General features: G+C 31.5%; 6 protein-coding genes and 1 pseudogene. All 7 read left to right on the top strand.

All coding sequences use genetic code 11. The annotated features are described in order from the left end of the window. The first annotated feature begins 7 nt into the window (after positions 1 to 7). Complete coding sequence (locus tag BN2087_RS07920; protein WP_049691246.1) at positions 8 to 2,587, top strand: CD1108 family mobile element protein; 2,580 nt, start codon at positions 8 to 10, stop codon at positions 2,585 to 2,587. Between the two features lie 14 nt (positions 2,588 to 2,601). Continuing rightward, positions 2,602 to 2,841 (top strand): hypothetical protein, encoded by a 240-nt coding sequence (locus BN2087_RS07915; RefSeq protein ID WP_001080402.1) that lies wholly within the window; start codon positions 2,602 to 2,604, stop codon positions 2,839 to 2,841. Then, positions 2,828 to 5,179, top strand: coding sequence for a leucine-rich repeat protein (locus BN2087_RS07910; RefSeq protein WP_049691245.1), 2,352 nt, complete (start codon positions 2,828 to 2,830; stop codon positions 5,177 to 5,179). Before BN2087_RS07915 ends, BN2087_RS07910 begins: the two co-directional genes overlap by 14 nt. 14 nt (positions 5,180 to 5,193) lie before the next feature. Then, positions 5,194 to 6,060, top strand: coding sequence for a CD1107 family mobile element protein (locus BN2087_RS07905; RefSeq protein ID WP_049691244.1), 867 nt, complete (start codon positions 5,194 to 5,196; stop codon positions 6,058 to 6,060). Between the two features lie 63 nt (positions 6,061 to 6,123). After that, positions 6,124 to 7,845, top strand: coding sequence for a DNA topoisomerase 3 (locus BN2087_RS07900; RefSeq protein WP_036757769.1), 1,722 nt, complete (start codon positions 6,124 to 6,126; stop codon positions 7,843 to 7,845). Continuing rightward, positions 7,838 to 8,803 (top strand): DNA cytosine methyltransferase, encoded by a 966-nt coding sequence (locus BN2087_RS07895; protein WP_036757767.1) that lies wholly within the window; start codon positions 7,838 to 7,840, stop codon positions 8,801 to 8,803. The genes BN2087_RS07900 and BN2087_RS07895 overlap by 8 nt, the downstream gene beginning before the upstream one ends. A gap of 2,257 nt (positions 8,804 to 11,060) precedes the next feature. Next, positions 11,061 to 15,065: pseudogene (locus BN2087_RS09590) on the top strand (helicase-related protein); the annotation flags it as partial. Positions 15,066 to 15,356 lie beyond the last annotated feature (291 nt).

Genomic DNA, 15,356 nt, shown 5'->3' with positions numbered 1-15,356 from the left:
GTGTGATATGGATAAAAAACTAAAAAAAGATTTTCAAAAGAAAATTATACGAAATAGGGACACTCCTGAAAAGAATATGGATAGTAAACTTGTTCATTCAGATGATTATACCAATAAGATTATTAAAACTAAGGATAGGTTTGGAGATAAAATTTCAGAAAAAGAATCTAAACTTATTCATGAGAATGTATTAGCTAAAGATCAAAAACAAGATAAACTAAAAGAATTTCAGAAGTCTAAAAACAAGGAAAAAATCAGAAAAGAAGTTTTAGATAATAAATATAAGACTGAAGAAATAAAACAAGCTAATCTTGAAATAAGGACAGATGAAAGCTTTAAACTTGATGAAGAGTTAGATGTAGACTTCAAAAAAGTAAATTTTGATAGTGAAAACAGTAGAAATATTAATTCTAATAAAAAAACAACAGATGATATTTCAGCTAAGGCTCAACCAATAAACAATAAGAAGGCATCAAGTAAAAGACAAGTTCTTAAAAATTATGAGGATAAACTTATCCATAGTAAGGATAAATTCCAAGACAAAATTAACGAGAGAGAGTCTAAGCGAATCCAGACAAGTGAAGATAAACCTATTGAAGCGAAGAAAAGTAAGAGAATATATAGAAAAGATAAGCTTGTTAAAGATGAAGTAAGTAAGAATGAAAGTAATACTAATATCGATAAAATGCAAAAGCAGAAACTTTATCAAGAAAAGAAGTTTATAGATAAGGAAAAAATTTCTAAAGAGATAGATAAAGAAAATAAGCCAAGCGAAGTTGATACAGATAAGACTTTTGACAATTCTGAGCTTAAAGACAATAATCAAGAATTTATAAAAGATGAAAAGGAAACAAGCCTTAAACCTTCAGAACAAAAGAAAGTTAATAAAAAGAAGACTTACTACAAGAGAAAAAATTATGAAAGTGATAAATTCACTCGCAAGAAAATCGATGACTTAAAAAATGAATCTAAGAAAGTTACAACGAAATATTCTAAGAAAGCACAAGATGTTAAAGACTTTATCTCAGATAAAAAGATTGGAGAGCTTGAAAAGTCTAAAAGTAAGCTAAAGGATAATATCTTAAAGAATAAAACTAAAGGAAGTCTATCTTCTGGGGTTTTATTATCTGGAGCTAAGTCATCAGAGTTAGTGAGAGATTATCTAAGTTCAGGATCTGACAATACTGGTGTGGAATCTGGAGAAAAGGCCGCTAATGTAAGCTCTAAACTCCAGCATGGAATAAGGAAGTATAAGCTAGACAAAAAGAAAAAGTCCTTAAAAAAGCTATCTAAACTTGATAAAAAAATAAGAAAGAGAAAAAGCAAGTTGGAGTTTAAAAATGGATTAGAAGATTTAAAAAAGTCAGATGCCTATATAAAGAAAAATAGATTTAAGAAGTTTTACCAGAGAAAACAAATGAAGAGCATGATAGCTAAAAAGCACGAAACAAGACTGGTAGATAGAGTTAAAAAAGCTATTTTAAGTTTAGGTAAAGCTTCTAAAGAGCTAATCGTAAGAAAAAGTAAGATGGTTTTATTTGTGGTAATAGGACTAGGTCTTATGCTATCAATCATGGTTGGTGGCGGAAGTGTTGGGATGAGTGGACTGAGTAACTCAGTGAACTCAGTAATGACAACAACATATCTATCACAAGATACAGTTCTAAGTGAAGTTAATCAAGAATTTTCATCAATGGAGTATGACCTACAATCACAAATCGAAAGTGTAAAAACAAGTCATCCTGGATATGACGAATATATTATAAACAAAGAAGGAGAAATTGGTCATAATACCCATGAGCTTTTATCCTATATAACTTCAAGATGTGGAGAGGTAAAATCAGCGTCTGAAGTAAAAGGAATTTTAAAAGAACTTTTCGATAAGATGTATAAACTTGTTTTTAAAGAAGAAATTGAAATTAGAACAAGAACAGTAGCAAGAACTAGATATGATAGTCGTGGCAATCCTTATACTAGCTATGAAAAAGAAGAGTACGAATATAAAAAGTTAATTGTAACTTTAAAGAAAAAAGAAATGGATGAAGTTGTTAGGGAAATATTTAAAGATTATCCAGACAATGTAGTTCATTATGAAGCTCTTCTTGAAGCTAAGGGGAATATGGGAGATGTTTTTGGATCAGGTAATGGGGACTTAGGAGAAATTGTAGACAATCCAAACTTTGGAAATCCTGGTCTTGCTTTTGATTCAGCTACTGCCAAAGCCTTATTTAATGAAGCAGAAAAACATATAGGCAAAAGATATGTGTTTGGAGCAAGTGGACCATCTAACTTTGACTGCTCAGGATTTGTATGTTGGTCATTTACAAAGTCTGGTGTAAAGAGAATGCCAAGAACAACTGCATGGAGAATATACAAAGACTATTGTAATCCAGTAAGTCCAAGTGAAGCTCAACCTGGAGATATTATATTTTTCCACTCAACATATAACAGTGGAACACCAATATCTCACGTAGGAATATACGCAGGTAACGGAATGATGATTCACGCAGGAGATCCAATTCAATACACATCAATAAATTCAAAATATTGGAAATCACACTTTTATGGTTTTGGAAGACCTAGATAGAAGGGAGATATTATGTGAACAGGAAGCTTATAAGTATTAGAAACAAAAAGAAAAAAATAGAAGAGAAATTAAAAGATTTAAATGCAAAATACAAGGAAATTTGCGATGAAGAAATACAAGTTGAAAATGAAGAAATAATTGTAACTCTTAGGAGGAACAATATTAGCTTGGAAGAATTAATGGAGAAAATTAATGATAGAAAAAGAGAAGAAAAATTAAAAGAAAAGGAGAACATTCATAATGAAGAAATTTAATACGAACAGACTAAGAGCCTTTTTTATGGCTCTTTTATTAATTTTGACATCAACTGTGCATACAAGTGCATTTGCAAAGTCTGATGTTACTTGGACGGAAGATGATTTTATGTATTCCTCTGAGGGAAATATAATTGCCTTTAGTGATAAAGGCTTAGAAAAGAAAGAGAAGACAAATATTCTAGTATTTCCTGAAGGAACGAAGTCTATAAATGGAAATTATTCTTTAAGTCATTCGAACGATGAACTTAGATATAAAAGAGAATTTGGACGTGGCAAACATTGGGATAAAGTAATTATTCCTGATTCTGTTAAGCATTTAGGTTATGCTGCCTTTTACGATGCAAGTATAGACGAGGTAAAACTATCAAATAGTCTAACTTATCTTGGTGGTTTAGCATTTTTCAATTGTGGACTTAGAGAAGTGACTTTACCTGATACTTTGGTAAATATTGAACATAATGCTTTTGAAAGAAATAATCTTCAAGAAATAACTATACCGAAGTCTGTGAAGACAATTGAACAGTATGCTTTTTCAAGAAATAAATTGCACACTATAAAAGTTTTAGGCAATCCAAATATTAACAGTAAGGGAGTATTCCATAATCAAGAAGTTGAATATAGACCAAAACAAAATCCATTTTACGAAAATCATTTTGGTTTCAAGGGAAATCAAGGATTCAAATCTATTCCTAATGGATTGAGGTATGAAAATGGAGAGTTTGTCTTTGATAAGAATGTAGATAGTGTAGAACTTGAATTTGATTATAACAATGATATGTATCAAGGAAAGATGACTATTTACAATCCAAATAAATATTCCATTGATACTCAAACTGATTTAACAGGTCATGATATTGATGAAAAGGACAATAAGATTGATGATTTAACTAAAAATATTAAGGACTTAGAAAATCAGATCAAAGACTTAAATGATAAGAAACAAGAAGACCAATCAAAGATAGATGAATTAAAGGAAAAGTTAGAATCTTGCAAAGATAATGGAGAGAAACTAAAACAAGAAAAAGCTAAGCTAGAAGAAGAGATTAGAGATAAAGATAATAAGATTGCTCAATTAAATAAAGAAATTGAGGATCTTAAAAACTTCAATAATGATGAACTAATAGCAGAAATTACTCTGCTTAAAGATGAATTAAAAAGATTACAAGATGAAAATGCAAAACTAAAAGAAGATTATTCATCTACAAAATGGGAGTTAGAAGCTGAGAAAGAAAAGACCGATAAAAACGAAAATAAAATCAAAGAAATGCAAGAAAAGCTCGAATCTTTAGAAGGAGAACTTGCAAAGAAGACTAAAGAAATTGAGGATAAAGATAATAAAATTAAGGGTTTGGAAAAAGCTCTTGATGAAAAAGATACTAAGATAAAAGACCTCGAGTCTAAAAAGAAAGAGACAGAAAATTCTAAGTTAGAATGCTGTAAGAAAATTGAAGAGCTTCAAAAGGACATTGATAGTTTAAAAGAATCTTCTGAAAATACAAAAAAAGAATTAGAAGAGAAGATTAAAGGATTAGAAGAAAAACAAAAAGCTTCTGAAGAAGAAATTAAAAAGCTAAAAGAAGATTTAGATAAGAAAATTGAAGAAGCCAAGAAGTTAATCGAGGAAGCAAATAAAAAAGCAAAAGAAGAACTTGAGAAACAAGCTAAAGATGAAAAAGATCAAAATCTAAATCAAGACTTATCTAAAAAATTAGATGAACTTCTAAAACTTCAAAAAGAAAACAAAGAAAAGAAAGAAGATAAGAAATCTCAAGATAAGAAGTGGGATGAACTTTTGAAAGCTGATGATAAGAACATTCTAAATCAATTTGATCTTAACAAGATGAAAAAGCAAGAGGAACAACAGGACAAAAAACAAGCTAAAGATGAAAAAGAATTTGCAGTTTTCCAAGTAGACAAAAACTTCTATAACATTATCAATAAAGATGGTAAGACAACAGTCTATATGGATGTAAAAACTTATGTGGATCAAGGAAGAACTATGATTCCAGTAAGATATATTGCTTATACTCTAGGTTTTAATGTTGAGTATGACAACTATACTCGTGAAGCTATTTTCTCAAATAAAGAGAATAATATCCTAGCTAAAAAGACATTAAGACTAAATATTGATACTGGTGTTATGAAAGATTCAGATGGAAAGGTCTACAATTCAGATGTTAAGCCAGTGATTATAAATGGAAGAATTCATGCTTCAATTTCAAATATTGCTAAAGCTTTTGGAGCAAGTCATGGAGATATTAAAGATGGCAAAAACCAAACAATAGAATGGGACAATGCTAGAAAAGCAGTCTATGTATTTAAAAATGTAAAATAAGAAAGGATAGAAAAATGAATATGAGCATTAAACGAGGAGTAGCCATAGCGTTACTCCTTTTTACATTTACAGTACCAGCAACTACATTTGCAATGACTAATGAAGGGCAAATAGAAAGTCAAAACGAATCAATCTATGAACCACAAAAAGAAGAATTTGAAAAAATGTTGAAAGATGATGTTTTTACACCATCAAAAGAAGAAATTCCTTATCAAGATGTTCCAAGAATACCAGGAAATACAAGTGAAGCAACCAAGCCTTCAACTAATCCTCCTAAGAAAACACCACTTGTAAAAGGTGGTAATACAAAGGCAGTAAATAGTCTAGCAACACAGGAAAATAAGGCAAGAGGTTCAGTAATTGAAAATGTCGATAGGAATGGAAAAGATATTACACCAAGTGGAGATACAGAAAAAGATAAAGAAAATCCAGTAGATGTAAGACAATTTTTAACATTTCAAACTAAAAGTGGAAAAACTATGCACCTAATAGTGGATCACTCATCAAATCAAGATAATGTAAGATTATTAACAGAAGTAGGAGAGCAAGACCTACTTAATATGATTGAATCAGAAGATAAAAACAATATAAAGGTTGAAGAACCTAAGAAAGAAGAAGTAAAAAAAGAAGAACCTAAGACTGTTCCAGTAAAAGAAGAAAAGAAAAGTGGGATAGGTTCATTTCTAATTATTGCACTTGTAATTGGAGGAGTTGTAGGAGCAGGATATTACTTTAAGGTAGTTAAAGCAAAAGAAGATAAAATGTTGGAAGACTTTGAAGAAGATGATGAGGATTATATTAGTGAGTCAGAAGATGAATCTGAAAATGAAGAAAGTCATGAAGAATCTTTAGATGAAGACGATGAAGATGAACTATTATAATAATTTTTAAAAGCTTGAGCGAGAGAGAAATCTTTCGCTCTTTTTTTATTTATGGAGGTATTAATGAAGTTAGTAATAGCAGAAAAGCCAAGTGTAGCAGTTACAATTGCAAAAGTAATTGGAGCAAGAACAAGAAAAAACGGATATTATGAGGGAGGTGGATACATTGTTTCTTGGTGTGTCGGTCATTTAATTCAAATGGCAAGTCCAGATAAGATTGATGAAAAATGGAAGAAATGGAGAATAGACACTCTTCCTATAATTCCAGAAGAATATATTTATGAAGTATCTAAAAGCACTAAAAAACAATATGGAGTTTTAAAGAAACTTTTAAACGATAAGAACATCGACACAGTTATAAATGCTTGTGATGCTGGAAGAGAGGGAGAACTTATTTTTAGGCTTGTATATAATCAAGCTAAATGTAAGAAGAAGATTCAAAGACTTTGGATATCTTCAATGGAAAACAAAGCTATTGAAGATGGCTTTAGAAATCTTAAAGATGGAGAAAACTTTGAAGACTTATATAGATCGGCAAGTGCAAGAGCTATTGCAGATTGGCTGGTAGGAATGAATTTAAGTAGGCTTTATTCTTGCATTTACAAGGAAACATATTCAGTTGGTAGAGTACAAACACCAACTCTATATTTAATAGCTAAAAGAGATAGCGAAATAAATCTATTTAAGAAGCAAAAATATTATACAGTTGACCTATCTTATGGAGGATTGAAACTTGTATCAGATAGAATTGATAAAATTGAAGTTGCAGAACAATTATTAAACTTGCTAGAAGATGAAATAGTTATTACAGAGGTAGAAGATAAAGAAATAAGCACAAAACCAGATAAGCCTTATGATCTCACTACCTTACAAAGAGAAGCAAATAAATATTTTGGATATTCAGCAAATGACACTTTAAATCTGGCACAAGGCTTGTATGAAAAAAAGCTAATCACATATCCAAGAACAGATAGTAGGTATTTAACCGATGATATGGTTACTACTATGAAAGAATTATTAGAAGGACTTGAAGAAGATTTTAAAATCAATGAATCAAACTTTAAGTCTATTTTTAATTCTTCTAAAGTTACAGACCACTATGCGATTATTCCTACTATATCAGGTATTGGAAAAACTAAAGATTTACCTGAAAAAGAAAGTAAAATTTATAATCTAATTAAGGATAAATTACTTGCTTCATGTTCGGATAACTTAAAGGAATCTAGTAGAAAAATCAGATATGAATATGACAAGTTTAACTTTAATGCAAGTGGCAAGACTGTAATAGATGAAGGTTATACAAAATATCTAAAGACTTATGGAAAGGAAAGACAAGAAAATGAATTACCAGATATAAAGACTGGAGATAAAATTAAGCTAACTTCTAAAAATATATCAGAGAAATTTACCAAAGCTCCGAGTCATTATAATGAAGATACACTTTTAAAGGCTATGGAGAATGCAGGGATTGAATCACTGGATAAAGATATAGAAGTAGAAAGGAAAGGCTTAGGAACACCAGCTACAAGAGCAGGAATTATTGAAAATCTTATCCATAAGGATCTCATAAGAAGAGATAAGAAAAATTTACTTGTAACAGAAAAAGGCAATAGACTTGTATCGATTGTAGAGGATAAGTTTAAGTCGGCAGAAACAACTTCTGAATGGGAAATGAAACTTGCAAAGATTAGCTCTGGCGAAGTAGATAAAGAAGACTTTTTAAAAGAAATTAAAGATAGTATAAGGGGGCTTGTAGATAGGTACAAGAATAATCTAAATGAATAAGGTAAAAATATTAGAGCTTTTCGGTGGCATAGGTGCTATTAGAAAGGCTTTTATTAATTTAAAGATACCTTATGAAGTTGTTGATTATGTAGAAATAGATAAGGCTTGTGTTAAATCATATAATGAACTTTATGGAGAAGATTATAAGCCAAAATCAGTAGTAGGATATAAAGTACCTAATGAGAATATAGACTTAATAATGCATGGAAGTCCTTGCCAAGACTTTTCAAGAATTGGAAAAAAGCAGGGAGGAGTGAAAAACTCAGGCACTAGATCAAGCTTACTATTTGAAACAATTAGAATAATCAAAGAAATGAAAGATAAACCTAAATGGATAATTTGGGAAAATGTAAAGGGAGTCCTTGATAGAAATATGAGGGACTCCTTTTTTATTTATCTAAAAGAGCTAGAAAACCTTGGATATGAAAGCAAATATGAAATCTTAAATGCAATGGACTTTGGGATACCTCAAAAAAGAGAAAGGATATTTGTTGTTTCGTGTCTTGGAGCAAATAACTTTTCTTTTAATAAATTGGAGAGGAAAGAAACAAGATCACTAAGTGAATTTTTAGAAAAGGATGTAAGTGAACTTTACACAATGACCCAACCTTATATGCTGAAATTTTTAAATAAAGGCATAGATAATAGTTTTAGAGGGCGACTAAAAGTGATTAAAGATTTTTCTTATACTATTTCTACAAAACAGATGAGAGTACCTAATTCTGGAATAATAGATATTGGAAATGGTAAATATAGGTATTTAACAGAAAGAGAATGTTTAAGACTCATGGGTTTTGATGACATTGATATTAACAAACTAGAAGAAGCACATCCAAGAAGAAAAAATTGTACTTCAAGCAAGCTTTATAAGCAGGCCGGCAATTCTATTGTGGTTGATGTTTTAATGGCTATTATAAAAGAAATTCATAGAATGGAGGTAGGAAATGCAAGTAAATGATTTTAAGAATATACAAGAAGCAATAAAGTATGAAGTGTTACAAGATGAAAAAGAGTATTTAAAACTCTTAAAGGTTATAGGTAACAATCAAAAATATGATTTTTCTAGCCAACTAAGTATATATAACAAAGAACCTGAAGCTAGAGCTTGTGCGACTTTTGATATGTGGAAAAAATATTTTGGTCGAGTTGTTATGAGAGGTCAAAAGGGTATTCCAACTTTAGTTGGAAGTGATGTAAATCAAAGAATTTCATATATTTTCGATATTAGTCAGACCACATCAATGGATAGGAATATTAATGAGGTTAGCTTATGGCAGTTTGATCACGAAAATCATAAGGAGGCTTTAAAAGAAATAATAAGAGATTCTTCATTTGAAGCTAGTGATTCACTCAATGAAAATATATTTTCTTTGAGCCGAATTTATGGAGATGAATACATTAATTTGGCACTTGCTGATTTGAGAATAGATATAGAGGATAGACTAAGTTTTGAAAAGTTTATGAGAGACTCAATATCCTATGCGGTAGCTAATAGGTTTAATACAGTTTATCCTATGGATATGGAAAATTTAAAAAATAATTTTTCGAGGATTAATACAATTTCTTTAGAGCAGATAGGTCTTGTAATATCAAGGGTTAGTGAAGATATTATAGATAACACAATAGAAAAATCTAAGGAAATGGATCGAGCTAGGCTGCTGACAGAAAGGGCCGGTGGCGACTATAATAGAGATATAGAAAATATAAACGAAGATAGAGGAGGTCAAAATGATTTATATAGACGAGATGATAGGTCAAGAAGTAGAGATGGACGAGTTTTCACAGATGGAAGCGACAGAGGAAATAGCGATGAAGATCGAAGAGAAAACATTGGACATGATGGAGAAGGATCTGGAATTTATGGAGAGATTTCCGAATCCAACATACGCAGTTCTAAGACTGTCTTACCTGGTAGGGAGCGAGGACATGGAGAACTGGAAGAAACTTCAAGAAATGTACGAGGAGAAAACACTTTTGAACCACCTGAAGGAAATTCAGACTCAGGCAGTGGACTATATCAAGAGAGAGAAAGTCAAGATGATGAAAGCACAAGGATTGACAGAGAAGATGATGAGAGAAAATCCAGAGAAATTCCAAGGACAGATGAACAACTTGATGGCAACAGTGAAGAGAATGGCAATCAAGGAATACGTGGAAGCGTAGAAAAGGAAATAAGCCAAGAAAAGGAAGCTGATGAAGCTTCTTTTTTTGATGGCAAAAACACTGAAAATAGAAAAGATTATTGGATTGTAGAATTTAATGAAAACCACGAATTAGTTCCCGATTATAGTGGGCAGATAGTAACCAAAGAATTAATAAATGTCCTAAGACAAAAGGATATTGATGTTAAAGACCATAATCAAACTCTTGGAGAAAATGAATTTGGAGAAATGACTGATGATTATATCGGATATTTTAAATTCTATTTTGATCACTATGTAGACGGCGAAGTTGTCGAGCATTATAGGATTGACCTTGGTGATGGTGTAGAAGTAAATGAGCGTGAATTTTCATATTTAGAAGAACAAGTTGCACTAAGTGAGGAAAAATTATTAAAAGAAGAAACTAAGGAAAATATAGAGCCTAAATTTAAGATAGGTGATCAGGTTAGATATAAAGATAAGGACTTCACTATTACAGATTTTGATGAACTAAGTGGAGGACTTAAAACTATCACTATCCGAGATAATATGGAATATATGGGAGGTATGATTAGGGGTTCGGAAGTAATTCCATATAGAAACGATTCATACCTTGAAGAAATCTTTGAAAATCTAAGTCAAACATCAGAAAAACTAGCTGTAAAAGTTGGTAAGGAATTTATTTTAGAAGATGAGAATACCTTTGATGGAATTAACTTAATTGAAACAGGAACTAAGGTAGAAGTTAATGGAGAAGAAATCCCCTTATATAAGGGTGAAACATTTGAAGAAAGTAGAAAGATTGATGACCTTTTAGATAGTGGAAATTACGAGATATACAAATTATCTAAGCATGAAAAACAAATTGAAAGACAAGTAGAGCAAGAAAGCTTTATAGATAACCACAATCCTGAAATTGACCAAATGATGGATAGATACAATGTTCCAAGAGAAGCAGCCGAAAACTTATTGAGGGGTAAAGAAGATTTAAAGAATCTAGGCTATGAACCTGATAGGAAAAGGCTAAGCTTTGCTAGAAATTATGACTTGAAAAATCATATCTACTCAGAATACCTTACACCATCTGAAAAGTTAGATAAAAATATCAAAGCTATTAAAATGCTAAAAAGACTTGAAAATGAAAATAGGAGTCCAAGAGAGTATGAGCAAGCCTATCTGGCTGATTATCTTGGTTGGGGTGGTCTTGCTGATGTCTTTGATGAAGAAAAGGGAGGTCAATGGCTCGAAGCAAGAAATATTTTAAAAGAAAATTTAACAAATGAAGAGTATTTGAATGCTAAAGAGTCTACCTTAACATCCTTTTATACACCTAGAGAGGTAATGGATGGAATATATAAGACTCTAACAGATATGGGTTTTAAGACTGGGAATATCCTTGAACCATCTGCAGGGGTCGGTAATTTTATTGGTAATATGCCAAGTGAAATACGAAGCTCTAAAGTCTATGGAGTAGAAAAAGACAGTTTAAGCGGAAGAATAGCAAGAGAACTTTATCCTGAAGCTAATATTCAAATTAAAGGTTTTGAAGAAACAAACTTCTCAAATAACTTTTTCGATTTAATTATAGGAAATGTTCCTTTTGGAGATTTTAAAGTTAACGATCGTGAATATAACAGAAATAATTTTTTGATTCACGATTATTTTTTTGCAAAGTCAATAGACAAGGTTAGGAATGGAGGAATTATTGCCTTCATAACATCATCTGGAACTATGGATAAAAAAGATGAATCTGTTAGAAAATATATTAATGCAAGATGTGAATTTTTAGGAGCTATGAGGCTTCCTAATACAACATTTAAAGGACTTGCTGGTACAGAAGTTACTTCAGATATTATTTTCTTAAAGAAGAGAGATTCAGTTATAGAAAGAGATGACGATTGGATACACCTAGCAACTGATAAAAAGGGTTTGACTTATAATAAATACTTTGTAGATAATCCTCAGATGGTATTAGGGAATATGAAAGAAGTATCTGGCAGATTTGGCAATACTATTACTTGTGATGAAAAAGAAGATGAAAAGTTAAAAGACTTAATGGATATTGCAAGTAAGGAAATATCTTCAAATTCAAAATATGAAGAGGTCGAACTATTGGAAGATGAAGAATTAAGTCTTCCAGCAACAGATGATGTTAAGAATTTTTCTTACACTATTATTGATGAAGAGGTCTACCTAAGAGAAAACTCAGTCTTAATCAAGCAGAATATATCAGATAAAAATAAAGAAAAGATAAAAGATTATCTTGATGTAATGAATGCTTTAAAAGATGTAATAGAAAAACAAAAGGACGATTTTTCAGACGATGAAATAAAAGAGTCACAAGCAAAGTTAAATGAAGTCTATGATAACTTTTCAAAGAAACATGGCTTTATTAACTCCTTATCAAATACTAGAGCTTTAAAGGAAGACTCAAACTTTCCTTTGGTTTCATCAATAGAAATACTTGATGATGAGGATAATTTCAAAGCTAAGAGTGATATATTTTCAAAAAGAACAATAACAAAGGCAAAGGTAGTAGATCATGTAGATACTTCCCTTGAAGCCTTAGTCTTATCAGTTTCACAAAAGGGATATGTAGATTTCGACTATATGGAATCTATCACTAACAAAGATAGGGACACTTTGATTGGTGAGCTTGAAGGTGAGATATTTTTAGATATTAAGGATACAGACCTAATAAATAACAGAATGCCTTTTGAGAACTTTGACAATGACGATCCATTTCATTTTTCATATGTATCGGCTGACGAGTATTTAAGTGGAAATATTAGAGAAAAGATTGGCTACCTCAATTCATATATAGGAGAAATTGAAAATGTAATAGATTTAGCACCTTCTGAAAAGAAAGATACATTATTAAACGAGTTAGGCAAACTCAAATATCAAAGAGAAAAATTACAAGAAGTTATGCCTGAAGAACTCACTGCTTCTGATATAAATGTAAGGCTAGGAGCAACTTGGATACCTCAAAAAGATATAGAAGACTTTACTTTCAATCTTTTAAAAACACCAGGTTATGATAGGTGGAATATAAATGTTAGGTTTTCGCCACACACAAGTGAATGGAATATTGAAGGTAAAAGTGTTGACTCAGCTAATGACCTTGCTAACATGACTTATGGTACAAGTAGAGTAAATGCCTATAAGCTAATTGAAAATGCTCTTAATTTAAAAGATACGAAGGTGTTTGACCAAGTAATAAATGATGATGGTTCTAAGACATCTGTATTAAATAAAAAAGAAACTATGCTTGCAAGTCAAAAGCAAGAACTGATTAAAGAAGAATTTAAGAATTGGATATTTGAAGATCCTGATAGAAGATATAGGCTAGAGAAGATTTATAATGAAAAATTTAACTCAATTAGAAATAGAGAATTTGACGGCTCTAACTTAACTTTTGATGGAATGAATACTGAAATTAGACTTCGAGAACATCAGAAAAACGCCATAGCTAGGACTCTTTATGGTGGAAATACACTACTTGCCCATGTAGTAGGAGCAGGAAAGACTTTTGAAATGGTGGCTTCTGCTATGGAGTCTAAAAAGTTAGGACTTGCAAGTAAATCATTATTTGTTGTTCCTAACCATCTAACCACTCAAATTGGTAGAGAGTTTATGCAATTATATCCGTCAGCAAATATTATGGTGGCCGATAAAAAAGACTTTCAACCAAAAAATAGAAAAAGATTTATTGGTAGGATTGCAACAGGAGAATATGATGCAGTTATCATAGGACACTCTCAATTTGAAAAGATACCAATGTCCAAAGAATACCAGGTTAGACATATACAAGACCAAATAGATGATATAGTTTCCTTTATTGACGAGAATAAAAGAAATAGAGGAGAAAACTTCACAGTAAAACAACTAGAAAAGACAAAGAAGAAACTCTTGGTAAGACTGGAAAAGCTAAATGATGACTTTAAAAAAGATGATGTAATAACCTTTGAAGAACTAGGAGTAGATAAGTTATTTATAGACGAAGCTCATAATTACAAAAACCTATTCTTGCATACTAAGATGAGAAATGTTGCTGGTATCGGGCAGAGTGAAGCCTTTAAGTCTTCAGATATGTATATGAAATGCAGGTATTTGGATGAAATGACAAATGGAAAGGGAGTTGTATTTGCTACTGGTACACCAATATCAAACTCAATGACAGAGCTTTATACTATGCAAAGATACCTTCAGTATGACGATTTAAAGGCAAGAGGATTAGAACATTTTGACGCTTGGGCTTCTACTTTTGGAGAAACAGAAAATACCTTTGAATTATCTCCAGAAGGCACTGGATATAGGCAAAAGACAAGATTTTCAAAGTTTTATAATTTACCAGAATTGATGTCTATGTTTAAAGAAGTAGCAGATATAAAGACTTCAGATATGTTAAATTTGCCAGTACCAGAAGCAAGTTTTGAAGTTATTAAAACAAAACCTACTGAGGAACAAAAAGAAATACTAGAAGCTATTTCAGATAGAGCTGACGCAGTTAGAAATAATCAAGTCGAGCCAACAGAAGATAATATGCTAAAAATTACAAATGATGGTAAAAAACTTGCCCTAGACCAAAGATTAATAAACCCACTACTTCCAGATGATCCTAATTCAAAGGTAAATGTATGCGTTAAAAATATCTTTTCAATCTGGGATAAGACAAAAGAAAGCTCATCAACCCAGTTAGTATTTTCAGATATGTCTACACCAAAAGGAGATGGAGAATTTAATATCTATGATGATATTAGGAATAAGTTAGTGAATATGGGAATACCTAAAGAAGAAATAGCTTTTATCCACGAAGCAGATACAGACAAACAAAAAGACGAATTATTCTCCAAGGTAAGAAAAGGAGAAGTAAGAGTATTATTAGGTTCTACTCAAAAAATGGGAGCAGGTACAAATGTACAGAATAAATTAATAGCTTTACATGATTTAGACGTCCCTTGGAGACCGTCTGACCTAGAGCAAAGAAGTGGTAGAATTGTTCGTCAAGGTAATGAAAATGATAAGGTAAATATCTTTAGATATGTAACAGAAAATACTTTTGATTCTTATTTATGGGTGCGACATGAAGTCGCTTAATTTAACTGTTTGGCATAATGACCAAACCAACTATTCCGTTAGTTGAGCCAAGTATCGACTGCACTTAGGTGTGGTAAGCCGATATTAAAGCAGCCCTACTTGAGGTTGGACCGTGAGGGAATACCGAAACTGCCAGCAACAAGGCGGTTAGGGAGCGAGGCTTGATAATATGGCTAACATATGTGAACTACTGATAAATGTCGTTAAGGTGAACAGGCTAAAGTTGCTGACAAGCCTGAACCAAAATGGTGCGTAGTCGGATAATCCTTT

This window comes from Anaerococcus jeddahensis (assembly GCF_001182725.1).
Classification (GTDB): Bacteria; Bacillota; Clostridia; order Tissierellales; family Peptoniphilaceae; genus Anaerococcus; species Anaerococcus jeddahensis.
Note: the sequence above shows the minus strand (reverse complement) of the source record. Positions and strands in the feature narration are given on the sequence as shown.

Bases quoted from the DNA above. Each gene is read 5' to 3' on its own strand.
- BN2087_RS07895 (WP_036757767.1), top strand. From the start codon at position 7,838: ATGAATAAGGTAAAAATATTAGAGCTTTTCGGTGGCATAGGTGCTATT.
- BN2087_RS07910 (WP_049691245.1), top strand. From the start codon at position 2,828: ATGAAGAAATTTAATACGAACAGACTAAGAGCCTTTTTTATGGCTCTT.
- BN2087_RS07905 (WP_049691244.1), top strand. From the start codon at position 5,194: ATGAATATGAGCATTAAACGAGGAGTAGCCATAGCGTTACTCCTTTTT.
- BN2087_RS07900 (WP_036757769.1), top strand. From the start codon at position 6,124: ATGAAGTTAGTAATAGCAGAAAAGCCAAGTGTAGCAGTTACAATTGCA.
- BN2087_RS07920 (WP_049691246.1), top strand. From the start codon at position 8: ATGGATAAAAAACTAAAAAAAGATTTTCAAAAGAAAATTATACGAAAT.